The sequence below is a fragment of the Actinomycetospora straminea genome, assembly GCF_028737255.1.
Lineage (GTDB): Bacteria > Actinomycetota > Actinomycetes > Mycobacteriales > Pseudonocardiaceae > Actinomycetospora > Actinomycetospora straminea.
The window spans coordinates 149,041-164,430 of the sequence record NZ_JAQZAN010000014.1; the positions used below are offsets into that span (position 1 = coordinate 149,041).

Here is a 15,390-nt window from a genome sequence, read left to right on the forward strand (position 1 = left end):
CAGGTCCGGTCCTCCTCCCGCCCTGCGCAGGAGAAATCCTCAGCGGAAGCGATCGAAGACCTGCTCGCGCCAGGCCTCACGGCTGACGAGCTCGCCCATCGCCTCCCGGTAGCGCCGCCGCAGCGCCGGCCACGCCTTGCCGACCTCGGCGTGCAGGCGCACCGACTCGCGCAGCATCGACCAGAACATCTCCCGGTCGCGCTTGCGGAAGGTCACGCCCGAGCCGTCCGACGTCGTCACCGCCGCGCCGTCGAGCATCGCGAGCATGAACCACTGGCTGTGCTCGGCGGGCACGTCGCGCTGCGGGCGCTCGTGGGCGGCCGGGTCGACGGGGCGCAGCTGGTGGCGCAGGCCCCGGGCCAGGGCCGCGACCTGCGCCACCTTGCCCACCGGCGGCTTCGGCCACAACTGCGCCTCGCGGGCCCCGATCGCCGGGCGCGGCAGGTCGTCGGCGCCGCGGTGGACGGTGCCGTCGGGGAACTCCGCGCGGGTGGCCCGCACCGCCCCGAGCGCGGTCGGCAGCGCCCCGAACAGCGCGCGCGGCCCGGACAGGAAGTCGCGCATCGCCATGTGGTGCAGCGCGATCGTCGAGTACTCGAGCAGGAACAGGTGGCGCAGCGTCCGCTTGAGCGAGTCGGCGAGCATCGCGCGCGGGTTGTCCGGCCCGTGCAGCGCCGCGACGACCAGGCGGTTGCGGACGTGGAAGTACGCCTGCCAGTCCGAGGTGTCGTCCTTCTCGACGAACGACATGTGCCAGATCGCGACGCCGGGCACGGTCGCGGTCGGGATGCCGTGGCTGCCGGCGCGCAGGCCGTACTCGCAGTCGTCCCACTTGATGAACAGCGGCAGCGGCAGCCCGATCCGCTCGGCCACCGAGCGCGGGATCAGGCACATCCACCAGGCGTTGTAGTCGACGTCGGTGCGCCGGTGCATCCACGACGTCTCGCGCAGCGGGTGGACGGCGAAGTCGTGGTCGTCCTCGGTGTGCGGGGCGATCTGCCAGAAGAAGCGCCCCCGGTCGACGACCTCGCCCATCGCGTGCAGGTGCGAGCGCGCCTGCAGCGAGAGCATCTGCCCCCCGACCAGCATCTCGTCGCGGGCGAACCGCGAGAACGCCAGCGCGCGCAGCACCGAGTCCGGCTCGAGGACGACGTCGTCGTCCATGAACAGGATCTGCTCGCAGTCGGTGCTCTCGAGCGCCTCGTACATGATCCGCGCGTAGCCGCCGGAGCCGCCGAGGTTGGGCTGGTCGATGATCCGCAGCCGGTCGCCGAGGGCGGCCGCGGCCTCCTCGAACCCGGGCTGGTCGCGCACCTTCGACGACCCCTGGTCCGGGATGATCACCGCGGTCAGCGTGTCGCGGACCAGCGGATCGTCGCCGAGCGCGCGCAGCGTGGCCACGCAGTCCGAGGGGCGGTTGAACGTCGGCATGCCGACGGTGACCGCGGCGCGTCCGGGCGCCGCGCGGTCGGCGAACCAGCCGCCGGCCACCAGCTCGAGGCTGCCGTGCTCGCTGGCCAGGTCGAACCAGGTCCAGCCGCCGTCGGCGAAGGGCGTCAGGGACACGGGGACCACGACCTCGCGCTCGGCCTCCGCGCCCTCCGCCGTGGTGTCGACGACCTCGCCCGCGAGGTGCACCGCCACGCCCCGCGCGGTCGAGCGGTACACGTCGACGCGGCCGCGTCCCCGGACCCGCAGGCGCAGTGCCACGGCGTCGAGCACCGACCAGCGCCGCCAGTACGCGGCGGGGAACGCGTTGAAGTAGGCGGCGAAGGAGACCTCGCTGCGCTCGGGCAGGCGCACGCTCGTGCGCGAGGTGACGTCGGCGACGCGCTCGCCGGAGCGCCGCACGTGCAGCACGAACTCCTCGACGGAGTCGTCGTAGGTGCCCGGCCGATAGGCGGTCGGCGCCGCGCTCTGCACCGACGTGGCCGTGCCCTCGTCGAGGTAGAGCGCGCGCACCGACGTCGGGTCCGCGGGCCGGGGCAGGATGACGCGCTGCAGCAGCGCTGTGTTCCCAGCTCCTGCGGGGCGTGCCGTCATCTCCACCGTCCCGGCGGCGCCGCCGCTCCTGCCGACCGTGCTCGTCACGTCCACGACGGTAACGGCGGGACGCCCGCGTTCCCGGGAGCACCCCGCCGGGCGAGGTCGCCGGCCACCCCGACGGGGAGCTCGCGGAAGCGCTGCGGGGGCCGGTGCGGGGCGAACGTCGCCGCGCGGCTCTCCTCGAACTCCTCGGGGAGGGCGTGCACCCCGCCGTACTGGCCGATGTTGTCCGAGCGGCTGGCGAGGGGCGCGAGGATCCGCCGGCCCGTCGCCTGGCGCACCCGGTCGATGCCGAAGTCGAAGCCCTCCTCGACGCCGGGCTCCGGGCCGACGGCGATGTCGAACCAATGCGGCTCGAGGAGCTCGCGCCAGCGGTCGACCCAGGTGCCCCACACCCACGCGGTGAACCCGCTCGTGCCGACGGCGTCCGCGGGCTGGGGCGCCGGGAGCGGCGAGAAGGCGCACAGGGCGAGGACCGACGGGTCGTCGCGGTGGGCCGCCGCGCCGTGGCCGAGGTACTCGAGCACGTCGTCGGACACGACGATGTCCTCCTCGGCGAGCACGGCGAACGCCGCGCCGCCGTCGAACACCCTCGCGAGGGCGTCGTACGGGTTGGCCCGGACCCCCCGGCGCTCGGGGTGCACGACCACGTCGGCGTCGGGGAACGCGTCGGCGATCACCGCCTGGCACTCCGGCACGCGGGTGCCGGGCTCCACCAGGAACGTGACCGGCCACGCCTCGACGCCGCGCACCCGCCGCCACGAGCCGAGGACCTCGGCGAGGTAGCCCGGCCGCTCGCCGGAGACGGTCACGGCGACGGCGCCGGGCGCGGAGGAGGTCACCGGCTGGTCGTACCCGCTCCGGGAGCTCCCCGTGCGCGGTGTGCGTCAGCAGACGAGGCCCGTGGGGCAGTTCCGCGGGTCGAACTCGCCGGTCGGGCCCGACGGCGCCGAGGTGTGGTGCGTGGTCGGGTGGGCGCCGCTGTGCGGCGCGGTGTGCCCGCCCTCGTGCCGGGTCTCGCCCGAGCCACCCGACGACGCCGGCTCGCTGCTCGTGTCGCAGGCCGACAGCGCGAGCACCGCGGCGCAGGACACCGCGGCGAGGAGACCCGCGGCGGCGCGCCGGCGGGTCGGGACGGGGGGAGCGGACACGGGGAGCCTCCGGACGATCGTCACGCTGACGCGGTGACGCTACGCATCCGGGACCGGCTCCGAAGCGACCGAACGAGTGATCCGATCACGCCTCGGCGAGGTCGGCACCCTCGAACGATGCACCCTCGGTGAACCACGGGGCGATGCGGTTGTCGAAGAGGGTCAGCGCCGAGCCGATCGCCATGTGCATGTCCAGGTACTTGTACGTCCCGAGGCGGCCGCCGAAGAGCACCCGGCGGTTCGCCGCCTCCTTGCGCGCGAGCTCGCGGTAGCGCTCGAGCTTGGCGCGGTCCTCGGGCGTGTTGATCGGGTAGTACGGCTCGTCCCCGTGCTCGGCGAAGCGCGAGTACTCGCGGACGATGACCGTCCGGTCCTTCGGGTAGGTGGTCCGCTCGGGGTGGAAGTGCCGGAACTCGTGGATGCGCGTGAACGGGACGTCCCGGTCGGCGTAGTTCATGACCGGCGTGCCCTGGAAGTCGCCGGTGGTGGTGACGACCTCGGGCTCGAAGTCCAGCGTCCGCCAGCCGAGCTCGCCCTCGCAGTAGTCGAAGTAGCGGTCCAGCGGGCCGGTGTAGACGGTCGGCACGACAGGGCCCTCGCCCGCCCACCCGAGCCGGTCGCGCAGGTCGAACCAGTCCGTGTCGAGGAGGACCTCGATGTTCGGGTGGTCGGCCATCCGCTCGAGCCAGGCCGTGTAGCCGTCGACGGGCAGGCCCTCGTAGGTGTCGTTGAAGTACCGGTTGTCGAACGTGTAGCGCACCGGCAGCCGGCTGACGATCGACGCCGGCAGGTTCTTCGGGTCGGTCTGCCACTGCTTGGCGGTGTAGCCCTCGAAGAACGCCTCGTAGAGCGGGCGGCCGACCAGCGCGACGCCCTTCTCCTCGAAGTTCTGCGCGTCGTCCACGTCGATCTCGGCGGCGTGCTCGGCGACCCACGCGCGGGCCTCGTCGGGCGTCATCGCCTTCCCGGCGAACTCGCAGATCGTCGCGAGGTTGACCGGCAGCGGGTAGACGCGGCCCTGGTAGATCGTGAAGACGCGGTGCTGGTAACCGGTGAAGTCGGTGAACCGGTTGACGTACTCCCAGACGCGCTTGTTCGAGGTGTGGAACAGGTGCGCCCCGTAGCGGTGCACCTCGATCCCCGTCTCGGGGTCCGGCTCGGAGTAGGCGTTGCCGCCGAGGTGGGAGCGTCGCTCGACCACGAGGACGCGCTTGTCGAGCTCCGTCGCCGCCCGCTCGGCCACGGTCAGCCCGAAGAAGCCCGAGCCGACGACGACGAGGTCCGGATCCGCACCCATGCCACCGACGGTAGCCGGGGCGGCGCCCCGCGCCCGGCCCGGGTGCCCGCCGCCGCGCCCTCAGGTGGCTCCGCCTCGTGAGCACTTCGGAGTGCTCCAGCACGCGAAAGTGCTCACATGGCGGAGCCACCGGGCGGGCGGTGGGCGATCCACGGCGTGGCGCGCTCGAGGTCGGCGGCCAGCGCGATCAGCGTCGACTCGTCGCCGTAGGGCGCCACGACCTGCACGCCGACCGGCCAGCCCTCCTCGGTGCGCCCCAGCGGCAGGGAGATCGCCGGGTTGCCCGTGACGTTCGACAGCGCCGTGAAGCCGGCGGTCGAGAAGATGTGGTCGTACCAGCCGCGGGCGTCGCGCGAGGCATCGTTCTGGTCCAGGTACCCGAGCGGCGTGTTGGGGACGTTCATCGTCGGCGTCAGGACGACGTCGTACTGCTGGTGGAACGCCGCGACCGCCCGGCGGGTGGCGTTGAAGACGCGGTCCGCGGCGTACAGGTCCCCCGCCCGCAGGGTCCGGCCGTGCTCGGCGCACGCCAGCGTCGCCGCCTCGAGGTGCTCCGGACCGGGCGTCACCCCGAGCGCGGCGGCGAGCACGTCGACGCCGTCGGCGAGGAAGCTCGTCCAGGCGACGAGGTTGGCGGCGTCGAACGCCTCCGCGTCCAGCTCCGGGCCGGCGACCTCCACCGCGTGGCCCAGGCCCTCGAGGGTCCGCGCTGCCGCCTCGGTGGCCTCCGTGCAGCGCGGGTCGACCGCGCCGTGGCCGGAGAACGGGGTGGTCCACAGCGCCACCCGCAGCCGGCGGCTCCCCCCGGCCACCTCGTCGGCGTAGGGCCGCGGCGGGTCGGGCAGCAGGTAGCGGTCGCCGGGCTCGTAGCCGTGCACGGCGTCGAGCAGGCCCGCGGCGTCGCGGACCGTGCGGGTCACCGCGAACTCGACGCCCATGCCGAGCAGGGGGTCGGCGTAGTCGGGGCCCGGCGAGGTCCGTCCCTGGCTGGGCTTGAGACCCACCAGGCCGCAGGCCGCGGCGGGGATGCGGATGGAGCCGCCGCCGTCGTTGGCGTGCGCGACCGGCAGGGCCCGCGCCGCGACGAGCGCCGCCGACCCGCCGGAGGACCCGCCGGGGCTGCGGGAGGTGTCCCAGGGGTTGTGCACCGGGCCGGTCGCCACCGACTCGGTCGTGGCGTTGAAGCCCAGCTCCGGGGTGGCGGTCAGGGCGAGGGTCGCGAGCCCGGCGCGGCGGAAGCGCGTCATGAGGTGGGTGTCGGCCGGCATCGGCACGCCCTCGCCCAGCAGGCGCGTGCCGGCCCGCTGGGGGACGCCGGCCGCGTGGACGATGAGGTCCTTGATGGCGAAGGGGACGTGCGCGAACGGGCCGTCGTCGGCGTGCTCGAGCGGCGCGTCGAAGCGCTCGCCGACCACGGCGTTGAGCCGGGGCGCGACCTCGTCGAGCGCGGACGTGGCGGCCTCGCGCACCTCCTGCGCGGACAGCTCGCCGTCGCGCACCAGGGCGGCGAGGGCGGTGGCGTCGAGCTCGGCGTACTCCTCGAACTTCACGGGACCTCCGGGTGACGTGGTCCGACGACGGTGGCAGCCGGGGGCGCCCGCGCGCATCGGTCAGTCGACGGATGCGCCCGTCGTCCCTGGTCCGGCGTGCTCGACGCGCGTAGCTTCGCGAGGCATGACGGCGGTGGTCGCGGCCCGTGAGCTGCGGTCGTTCCTCCGGCGTCACGGCGCCCGGTCGTCCGGCTCGGCCGGCGCCGTCCTCGACGGGCTCGCCGACGTGGTGCCGGCGGACTGCGTGGCCCTCTCGCGGTGGGACCCGGCGGCCGGCGAGCACCGCACGCTCGCCTCGTCCTACCCCGCGGCGGTCACCACGCTGATCGACCGGCGGATGCACACCGACCGCCTGTTCACCCTGGTCCGCGCGGGCCGGCAGGCGGTGCGGGTGCGGGACCTCGCCCCGGCCCGGCGCCGCGGCGAGATCTTCGAACGGATCATCGTCCCGCAGGGCTTCCGCGACGGCGTCACCCTCTGCCTGTTCGCCGCCGACGACCGCTACGTCGGCATGGTCAACGCCAGCGTGCTCGACGCCCGGCACCCCGACGACGACACCGTCGCCCTGCTCGAGCTGCTCGCGCCCGACCTGGCGGCGGCGCTGGACCCGGTCCCGGTGCCGGCGCCGCGGACCGCCGGGCTCGGGGCCGACGGCACGGACGGCCTGCTGGTCGAGCGCGCCGACCGGGTCGTGGTGCTCTCGGCGGGCGGACGGCCCGAGCTCGTCGCGCCGCCGTCGCCGCTCGCCGGGGTGGTCACGGACGTCCTGGCGGGGGCGCCCGTGCCCGGGCCGCTGCTGCTGGTGACGGCGGCGGGCGGCGTCGTCGGCGTCGACCTGCACGCCACCGCGTCGGGCGTGCTCGTGCTGCACCGGGCGGTGCCCCCGCCGGCCGGGCTCACGGTGCGCGAGCTGCACGTGCTCGACGGCGTCGCCCACGGCCTGTCCAACCCCGAGATCGGGGCGCGGCTGGGAATCAGCCCGCGCACCGTCGCCACCCACGTCGAGCACGTGCTGGCCAAGACCGGGGCCCGCAACCGGGTGGCGGCCGCCCGCAGCGCCGCGCGCTGGGGCCTGCTCGTCGGCTAGGAGCCCTGGGGGCAGCTGGTCACCGGCGGGCCGGCGCCGATGCGGCCGGCGATCCAGGGCAGCGAGTCGGAGAACGCCTGCGAGAACACGTCGAACGTGTGGCCGCCGCCGGGCACGACGACCTCGCACGTCGCGATCCCCGCCCGCCGGGCCGCCGGGACCACGGTGTCGAGGGCGGCGTAGGGCTCGGTGTCGGCGTCGCCCACCTCGAACCAGCCGCCGAGCTCCGGGAAGCGGCGCGTGGCGAGGATGTCGGCCGGTTCGTGCGCCGCGAACGCCTGCTGGGAGCCGCCGAAGAGCTGGGCGACCGCGGAGGCCGTGTCGTCGTTCGTGTCGCCGGCGCGGGGCCCGGCGAGCCCGGCGTAGTCGCCGAAGGTGCTGAACAGCTCGGGGTGGCGCAGGGCGAGCACCAGCGCGCACGAGCCGCCCTCGGACAGCCCCGCCACCGCCCACCCCCGGCCAGGCGCGGCCGTGTGGAACACCTGCTGGACGAACGCGGGCACGTCGACGGTCAGGTAGGTCTCGGCCTTCCCGGCCGGTCCGTCGACGCACTCGGTGTCGGCGTCGATCGCGCCGTTGACGTCGGGCATGACGAGGATCGGGGCCGCGCCGCCGTGCGCCGCGGCGTAGGCGTCGGCGGTGGCCGCGGCCTGCCCGCCGTCCAGCCAGTCCTGCGGGGTGCCGGGCGTGCCGTGCAGCAGCACCACCACGGGCAGCTCCGGGCGCGGGCGGGCGAACCACGCCGGCGGCACGTAGATCGTCCCGGGCCGCCCGACGAACCCCGAGGTCCTGCCGGGCAGGGCCGTCGTCGTCACCACGCCGCGGTCGGGCCGGTCGGTGCGCGCGAGCAGCGCGGCGAGCTCCACTTCGTCCGACGGCGGCAGGCCCACGACGTCGCCGAGCGTGCGGAAGTAGTCGAAGTGCGCGTTGACCCCCGCGCCCGCCGCGACCAGCACGAGCACCGAGGTCACGAGCAGCGTGATCGTCCGGCCGAGCCGGGTGAACCGCCCGAGCCGCGTGCGCAGGACGAGCACGAGCAGGAGCACGACGCCGAGCGTCAGCAGGGCCAGCGCGCCGAGGAACGAGGTGGTCGTGATGTCGATCTCGGCGACGCCACGGACGGTCACGCCGGCACCGGGACCCCGTCGTCGGAGCCGGCGTCGCGCCGCGCCCGCCGCCGGGCGAGCGCGGCGAAGACGAACGGCGGCGAGGAGAGCACGACGACGGCGACCGCCAGCAGGCTCACGTAGGTGACCGTGCTGCCCGTCGCGAGCTGGCCGGGCGGCACGAAGCCGAGCACGAACGCGACCGCGAGCCCCACCAGCCCGACCCCGCCGACGAGGTACACGCCGGGCAGGCCGCCCGGGATCCGGTACGGGCGCGGCACGTCGGGGCGCGTGTGCCGCAGCCGCACGACCGCCGCGAACATCAGCCCGTACATGACGATGACGATCTGCGCGGTGACCGCGGAGAGCATCCAGTACGACGTGCTCACGCTCGGGACCAGCAGGAACAGCAGCGTGAACACGGTGCCCGCGGCGCCCTGGAGCAGCAGCAGGGTCACCGGCACCCCGTGGGCGTTGCGCCGCCCCAGCCGCGGGGGCACCGACCCCTGCGCCGCCACCGCCGCCACGCCGTTCGCGGGGCCGAGGATCCACGGCGCGAGGTGGGCGATGCCACCGAACGCGACGACCAGCGCCAGCGGGGCGACGACCCACCCGAGACCGAGGCGCTCGAGCACCCGGGAGAAGAGCTCCATCGTGCCGCTGACCAGGCTGATCTCGCCCGCCGGCACGACCATCGCGAGGAAGAGCGAGCCGACCACCGAGAACACCACGACGACCCCGACGCACAGGGCGATGGCGCGGGGGACCGTGCGCCCCGGGTCCTTCGTGTCCCGCGCGTGGAAGCCCGCCATCTCCATGCCGGTGAACAGCAGGATGATCCCGCCGAGGAAGGCGAGGTTGTTCAGCGCGACGTCGGGCACCAGGGCGCCGGCCGAGAACGGGATCTGCGTCGGGTTGCCCTGCGCCAGGTAGGCCGCCGCGAGCACGACGACACCGATCGCGGGGACGATCGACCCGGCGACCGTGCCGACCGAGCCGATCCACGACGACGTGCCGACCCCGCGCAGGCTCACGATCGTCGTCGCCCAGAAGAACGCGAGCATGACGACGACGAGGAAGACCTTGTCGGTGGCGAGTGACGGGTCCAGCGCGTAGGCGAGGCTCGCGGCCATGAACGAGAGCACGGTGGGGAACCAGGCGACGTTCTCGGCGTAGTCGCACCAGACCGCGAGGAATCCCGCGCGCTCGCCGAACGCCTCCTTGACCCACGCGTAGACCCCGCCGTCGCGCGGCCAGCCGGTGCCGAGCTCGGCGGCGACCATCGCGATCGGCACGAGGAACACGACGATCGACAGCGCGAACAGCGCCAGCATCGACCAGCCGTACTCGGCCATCACCGGCAGGTTGCGGACGCTGACGATCGCCGCGATGTTGATCATCGCCAGGGCCAGCACGCCGAGCTTGGCGTTCACGCGGCGCCCTTCGCGAGCAGCAGGGCGTCGATCCGGTCGGCCACCACGTCCTCCGCACTCCCCTGCACCACCACGACGAGGTCGCCGTACGTGCGCACGGTCGCCGACGCCCGCGGCCGCACCGAGCCCTGGATGCTGCGGGCGGCGGCGTCGCGGTCGGCGTCGTCGACGAAGGCGTCCGCCTGCACGGTGGCGGTCTGCCCCTCCCCGCACGTGACGGCGACGACGAGCGTGCGGGCGGCGACGGCGTCGGTGGCCCGCGGGTCGGCGACGTCGGTGCGCTCGCAGACGACCAGCCCCGCCGCGGTGATGTCGGCCTGCAGCGCGTCGAGCGCGCCCGCGCCGCGGGGGCCCTGCGGGGCCCGGTCGCGGCCGCCCGCGATGACGACGACGGTGACCACGACCGCGAGCGCCATGGCGCCGAGCACCACCACGAGCACGACGTCGCCGAAGCCGTTGCCCCGGGTGCGGCGGGGGTGGCGCTCGATGACGCTCATGCCGCGGCCGGGGTCGTCGTGTCGGGCGCGGTGCCCGACGGCGAGGGCGCGCCCCCGACGGCGGCGGGCACGAACATCGGCCCGAGCCCCGGCACGGCGAGGAAGCCCTCGGCGCCGGCGTAGAGCAGGCCGACGCGCGGCAGGTCGGCGGGGCTGCGGTAGGCGAGCACCCGCGGCAGCCACTGCGGCCCGAACTTCGCGTTGAAGTCGTGCAGCGAGCGGACCTGGAAGAACGGGTTGAGCACGCCCACCGCGCGCCGGGCGAGCTTCTGCGTCGCCGTGAACGGCACGTCCTCGGCGAACAGGCGCCCCCACATCGCGAAGTTCATCGACAGCCGGACCACGCCCCGCTCGGCCAGCGCCAGGGCGCTCTTCGCGATGAGGAACTCGGTCATCCCGTTGGGCGCGCCGGGGTCGTGGCGCATGAGGTCGAGGGTGTAGCCGAACGTGGTGCCGGTGGCCGGGCCGCCGTACGCCGGCACCAGGCGCAGGAAGCCGCCGGGCACCCCGTCGGTGTCGAGCGCGACGCAGAGCAGGAAGTCGCTGTTGGCCGCCGCGCCGGTGATGTCCTGCGAGAGCGACATCGTGAAGCCGCGCTCCGGGTTCTTCCCGCGCCACTTCTCCGAGATCGCGTTCAGCGCCTCGACGAGCTTCGGCGACGCCGCCGACTCGGCGATCAGCTGGAACCGGTGCGTGCGCTCGACGCGCCGCACCGCTGCCCGCACGCTCTTGCGCTCACGGCCCTCGAGCGTGAACGACGGGCAGTCGATGATCGCCTCGTCGCCCAGGTAGAACGACCGGAAGCCGCGCGAGGCGAGCAGCCCGCCCTCGCGGGTGTCCTCCTCGCGGGCGGCGAGGAACGCCGGGGTCCAGGCGCGCCGCTCGCACATCGCGAGGAACTCGTCGACGACCGCGGGCAGCGAGGCCTCGTCGCCGATCGGGTCGCCGGCGGCGAGCGCGTACCCGCCGAGGTAGGTGTAGGCGATCATCGCCCGGCCGTCGGAGCCGAAGAAGAAGCTCTTGTCGTCGCGCAGGGCGAAGGCCGCGAGCGTGTCCCAGCCGTAGGTGTGCACGAGCGTCTCGGCGCGGGTCCAGTCGTCGCGGGTGTGCGGGTCGCGCGCGGTGAGCGGCCGGAAGAGCAGCAGGAGGAACACGACGAGCCCGACGATCCCGAGCGCGAGCAGCGCGTACGGGAACGTCTCGGCGAACACGCGCCGGGAGAAGACGTACGGCCCGTCGAGCCCGACGAGGCCGCCAAAGATCGTCTCGAGGCCGCCCCAGACGGTGAGCGACGGCGTCATCCGCCCGCTCTGCAGGCCGAGCGAGACGAACCCGAACGCGAGCACCGCGGCCAGGTAGATCGGGACGAAGCGCAGGAGCCGCAGCAGCGACGGCGGGTCGGCGGGCGCCCGGAACTGCCCGCGGGCGACGACCAGCAGCACCAGCAGCGCGACGCTGATCCCCAGACCCACCTGGTGCGGGCCCTTGAGCACGTGCGCGACGACGGCCACCGCGGACAGCACCACCGCCACCCGCCAGGCCGTCTGCTTGCGCTTGGCGAGCTGGTCGGCGAGCAGCAGCAGGAGCAGGCCGATCGCGGCCGAGAGCACGTGGCCGGTGACGGCGAACCACGGCGGCACGAGGTCGAGGTTGACCCGCTCGCCGAGGCGCTCGTGGACGACCGGCATGTGCACGAGCAGGTGCAGCAGGCCGGCGAGCGCGGTCAGCCCGGCGACGAGGGTGACCGTCCACGGCCGCCGCGACGTCCCGGGCGGTGGTGTCGCACCCACCGCACCCACCGCGCCCGCCGCACTCGCCACCGCGATCGGGGTCTGCGGCACCGCGGCCGTCAGCGCGGCCGCCGGCATCGGCGTCGGCGGCAGCACCGGACGGTGGGCGCCGCCGGGGCCGCCGCCGGGCGGCGGGGCGAACTCCGGGCGCAGGGTCGGGAAGAGGATGACCTCGCGGATCGAGTCGACGCTGGCCAGGAGCATGACGAGCCGGTCGATGCCGATGCCGAGCCCGCCGGTGGGCGGCATCCCGTACTCGAGGGCGCGGACGTAGTCGAGGTCGATGTCGCCGGCCTCGGGGTCGCCGTTGCGCTTGGCCTGCGCCTCCTCCTCGAACGCGGCCATCTGTTCGGCGGGGTCGTTCTGCTCGGAGTAGGCGTTGCACAGCTCGAAGCCGGCGACGATCAGCTCGAAGCGCTCGCTGTAGGCGGGGTCCTCGCGGTGCGCCCGCGCCAGCGGCGAGACCTCGCGCGGGTAGTCGATGCAGAAGACGGGGCCGACGACGTCGTGCTGGACGCGCTCGTCGTAGACCTCCTTCATCAGCCGGCCCGCGCCCCAGCCCTGCTCCCAGGCGATGCCCAGCCCGTCGAGGATCCGCCGGGCCTCGTCGAGCGGCATGTCCGGGTGCATGACCGCGCCGGTCTTATCGGTGATCATGTCGGCGAAGCGCCGGCGCGGCCACGGAGGACGCAGGTCGATGGCCTGGCCCTGGTAGTGGACGGTGAGGTCGTCCCCGAGGGCGGCGCGGGCGGCGGCCACGACCATGCCCTCGGTCAGGTCCATCATGTCGTGGTAGTCGGCGAAGGCCTGGTAGGCCTCGAGCATCGTGAACTCGGGGTTGTGCCGGGTGTCGACGCCCTCGTTGCGGAACACCCGGCCGAGCTCGAACACCCGCTCCATGCCGCCGACGATGAGCCGCTTGAGGTGCAGCTCGAGGGCGATGCGCAGGTACATGTCGAGGTCGAGCGCGTTGTGGTGGGTGACGAACGGCCGCGCCGACGCCCCGCCCTGGATGCTCTGCAGCACCGGGCCCTCGACCTCGGTGAAGCCCTGCTCGGCGAGGTGGTCGCGGATCGCGCGGACGGCGGCGTGGCGGATGCGGAAGATGTCGCGGGTGCGCTCGTTGACCTGCAGGTCGGCGTAGCGCTGGCGGTAGCGGGTCTCGACGTCGGCGAGGCCGTGGTGCCCCCCGGCCGGCGGGCGCAGGGCCTTGGCCAGCAGCGCGCACTCCTCGACGCGGATCGAGAGCTCGCCGCGCCGGGTCGTCATCACCCGGCCCCGGACGCCGACCCAGTCGCCGCGGTCGAGGTCGTCGATCGCGACGTGGGCGTCGTGGCCGACCACCGCGGTGTCGACGAAGAGCTGCATCGCGCCCGTGCGGTCGCGCAGCGTCCCGAAGCTCAGCCCGCCCTGCCGGCGCATCCCGGTGAGGCGCCCGGCGACGCAGACCTCCTCGTCGGTGACGGTGTCGGGGGCGAGGTCGGCGTGGGCGGTGCGGATGTCGGCGAGGGCGTGATCGACCGGCCAGCGGTACGGCTCGGTCTCCCCTGCCGCGCGGCGGGCCGCGAGCTTGGCGGTGCGGATGTCCTGCTGGCCGAGGTGGACGCCGTGGTCGTCGGGGTGGTCGTCGGGGTGCTCCGCGTCCTTCTCCGGGCCGGGCCCGTCGGCGTCGGGGTGGGCGTCCGTGGGGGCGTCCATGCTCAGCGTGCTCCCTCCTGCTCCCGCGACTCGGCCGGGACGGCGTCTGTCGGCGCAGCGGGCGCCGTCGGCGCAGCGGGCACCGCCGGCTCGGCGGGGGCCGTCGACTCGGCGGGGGCCGCCGGCTCGGCGGGCACGGTCGTCTCGGCGGGCGCGTTCGGCGCCCCGGCCACGGCGTCGACGAACGCGTTCCACCGCCGCCGCTCGCGCTCGGGGAAGCGGCGCAGGCTGCGCAGCCGCTTGCTCGAGCCCTCCGGGTAGCGCCAGCGCGCCCAGGGCGAGGTCGGGCGCGCCAGGCGCACGGCGCCGACGAGCGCGAGCACGGGGACGAGGAAGCCGAGCAGCCCGAGCAGCGGGCGGCCCTTGGCCAGCGCGATCACGCAGAGCACGCCGTTGAGCACGATCGTCCCGATGACCACCGTGATGCCGTCGGCGGTGTCCGGGTCGAACGGGTTGAAGCCGAGGACGAGGAGGGCCATCAGCGCGCCGACGACGAACACCGCGTCGACCGACACCCGCCCCTCGCGCTCCCAGTAGACGTCGGAGAGGTGCAGCCAGAGCGCGAACTCGTCGAGGGCGAGCGCCGCACCGGCGCCGAACGCCACGGCGAGCACGTAGCGCCAGGGCGGCTCGGGTGAGTACGTGAACTCGGCGACGCCCGCCACGAGCATGAGGAAGATGCCCCACACCAGGTGGTGGAGGTGCACCCCGCCCACCGACTGGTTGCGGAACGGGCCCTTCCCCGCCCGGATCAGCCGCACGACGACGCGCGTGGCGAGGAAGACGACGACGAACGACCCGAACATCCAGGCCGCCGCCGCGCGTGCTTCGAGGTCGATGGTCAGGTTCACGGCGCCCCCACGGGCTCGGGCTCTCGGGTGGAGGTCGCGGCCGACGACCGCGACAGCGCGGCGGTGGCCGCGACCATGAGGACGACGCAGGCGCCGATGAGGACCCATTCGAGGCCGTCGGCGCGGACCTGCTCGCCCAGCACGACGATGCCGAGCACCGCCGCGACGACGGGCTCGCCGACGGTCACCGCAGGGAGCGACGCCGCGAGCGGGCCGGCCCCGAAGGCCGCCTGCTGCAGCAGCGTGCCGCCGACCGCCGCGGCGACCAGCGCCCACGTCTCCCACGCGGTGAGCAGCGCGAGCGGGCCCTCGCCCAGCAGGTCGACGACGGACTTCGTCAGGGCGGCGACCAGGCCGTACGCGAGCCCGGTGGCCACCGCGAGCATCGCCGCGCGCCGCGGTCCGCGCCGCCGGCCGGCCAGCACCACGCAGAGGACCAGGACCACGAGCAGGACCACGTGCACGGGCATCCAGTGGCGGAACGGGGCCCGGTCGACGCCGGCGGTCGGCTCGCCGACCACGACGAACAGGGCGAGCGCGGCGACGAGCACGAGCGCCCACCGCACCTCGGACCGTCCGATGCGCCGCCCGGTCAGGCGCGCCTCGAGCGGGAGGGCGAACAGCACGGTGGTGACGAGCAGCGGCTGGACCAGCAGCAGCGAGCCGACGCCGAGGGCCGCGGCCTGCACGGCGAAGCCGCCGGTGTCGCCGACCGTGCCGGCCCACCAGCGCGGCGAGCGGACGAGCCGGGCGATCAGCCGGCCGCCGCGCGCCTGGTCGTCGGGCACCGCGGCCGCGGCGCCGCGCTGGGCCACGGACGCGATCGCGAAGAGGAGGGCGGCCAGCACCGCGAGCGCGCCCGCGAGGAGCGTCACCTCGCCGCC

The 15,390-nt window shown here is 74.8% G+C and carries 12 protein-coding genes; 1 reads left to right on the plus strand and 11 read right to left on the minus strand.

Translation table 11 applies throughout. The annotated features are described in order from the left end of the window. Nucleotides 1–39: 39 nt before the first annotated feature. The 5 genes from PH190_RS19465 to PH190_RS19485 form a co-directional block, all read right to left on the minus strand. Nucleotides 40–2,091, minus strand: a complete 2,052-nt coding sequence (locus PH190_RS19465) for a glycosyltransferase (RefSeq protein WP_274233178.1) — start codon at nt 2,089–2,091, stop codon at nt 40–42. Next, nucleotides 2,088–2,888 (minus strand): hypothetical protein, encoded by an 801-nt coding sequence (locus tag PH190_RS19470; RefSeq protein WP_274233179.1) that lies wholly within the window; start codon nt 2,886–2,888, stop codon nt 2,088–2,090. The genes PH190_RS19465 and PH190_RS19470 overlap by 4 nt, the downstream gene beginning before the upstream one ends. Before the next feature lie 45 nt (nt 2,889–2,933). Next, the gene (locus tag PH190_RS19475; protein WP_274233180.1) at nt 2,934–3,197 is read right to left on the minus strand and encodes a hypothetical protein; all 264 of its coding nucleotides are present in this window, start codon (nt 3,195–3,197) and stop codon (nt 2,934–2,936) included. Between the two features lie 85 nt (nt 3,198–3,282). After that, nucleotides 3,283–4,494: a UDP-galactopyranose mutase gene (gene glf, locus PH190_RS19480; RefSeq protein ID WP_274233181.1), complete on the minus strand. Its 1,212-nt coding sequence runs from the start codon at nt 4,492–4,494 to the stop codon at nt 3,283–3,285. Nucleotides 4,495–4,607: 113 nt separating this feature from the next. Further along, complete coding sequence (locus tag PH190_RS19485; RefSeq protein ID WP_274233182.1) at nt 4,608–6,044, minus strand: amidase; 1,437 nt, start codon at nt 6,042–6,044, stop codon at nt 4,608–4,610. A 124-nt stretch (nt 6,045–6,168) separates the two neighbouring features. Between PH190_RS19485 and PH190_RS19490 the strand changes: the two genes are divergently transcribed. Beyond that, nucleotides 6,169–7,131 (plus strand): helix-turn-helix transcriptional regulator, encoded by a 963-nt coding sequence (locus PH190_RS19490; RefSeq protein ID WP_274233183.1) that lies wholly within the window; start codon nt 6,169–6,171, stop codon nt 7,129–7,131. Here the strand turns inward: PH190_RS19490 and PH190_RS19495 are convergent. The 6 genes from PH190_RS19495 to PH190_RS19520 are packed head-to-tail and all read right to left on the minus strand — an operon-like array spanning nt 7,128 to nt 15,381. Continuing rightward, nucleotides 7,128–8,258 carry an alpha/beta hydrolase gene (locus tag PH190_RS19495; protein ID WP_274233184.1) on the minus strand — a complete coding sequence of 377 codons (1,131 nt, stop codon included), beginning with the start codon at nt 8,256–8,258 and terminating at the stop codon, nt 7,128–7,130. The two genes, PH190_RS19490 and PH190_RS19495, sit on opposite strands and share 4 nt — an antisense overlap. Further along, a complete protein-coding gene (locus PH190_RS19500) occupies nt 8,255–9,670 on the minus strand; it encodes an APC family permease (protein ID WP_274233185.1) in 1,416 nt (471 codons plus the stop codon). Before PH190_RS19500 ends, PH190_RS19495 begins: the two co-directional genes overlap by 4 nt. Continuing rightward, entirely contained in the window at nt 9,667–10,167 is a 501-nt protein-coding gene (locus tag PH190_RS19505; RefSeq protein WP_274233186.1) for a hypothetical protein, read from the minus strand. Before PH190_RS19505 ends, PH190_RS19500 begins: the two co-directional genes overlap by 4 nt. Next, entirely contained in the window at nt 10,164–13,655 is a 3,492-nt protein-coding gene (gene lysS, locus PH190_RS19510) for a lysine--tRNA ligase (RefSeq protein WP_274233187.1), read from the minus strand. The genes PH190_RS19505 and lysS overlap by 4 nt, the downstream gene beginning before the upstream one ends. A gap of 2 nt (nt 13,656–13,657) precedes the next feature. Next, the gene (locus PH190_RS19515) at nt 13,658–14,506 is read right to left on the minus strand and encodes a hypothetical protein (RefSeq protein ID WP_274233188.1); all 849 of its coding nucleotides are present in this window, start codon (nt 14,504–14,506) and stop codon (nt 13,658–13,660) included. Beyond that, the gene (locus PH190_RS19520) at nt 14,503–15,381 is read right to left on the minus strand and encodes a DMT family transporter (protein WP_274233189.1); all 879 of its coding nucleotides are present in this window, start codon (nt 15,379–15,381) and stop codon (nt 14,503–14,505) included. The genes PH190_RS19515 and PH190_RS19520 overlap by 4 nt, the downstream gene beginning before the upstream one ends. Nucleotides 15,382–15,390: the final 9 nt, after the last annotated feature.

Coding starts and splice junctions, on each gene's coding strand:
- lysS (WP_274233187.1), bottom strand. CDS start 13,655: ATGGACGCCCCCACGGACGCCCACCCCGACGCCGACGGGCCCGGCCCG.
- PH190_RS19505 (WP_274233186.1), bottom strand. CDS start 10,167: ATGAGCGTCATCGAGCGCCACCCCCGCCGCACCCGGGGCAACGGCTTC.
- PH190_RS19490 (WP_274233183.1), top strand. CDS start 6,169: ATGACGGCGGTGGTCGCGGCCCGTGAGCTGCGGTCGTTCCTCCGGCGT.
- glf (WP_274233181.1), bottom strand. CDS start 4,494: ATGGGTGCGGATCCGGACCTCGTCGTCGTCGGCTCGGGCTTCTTCGGG.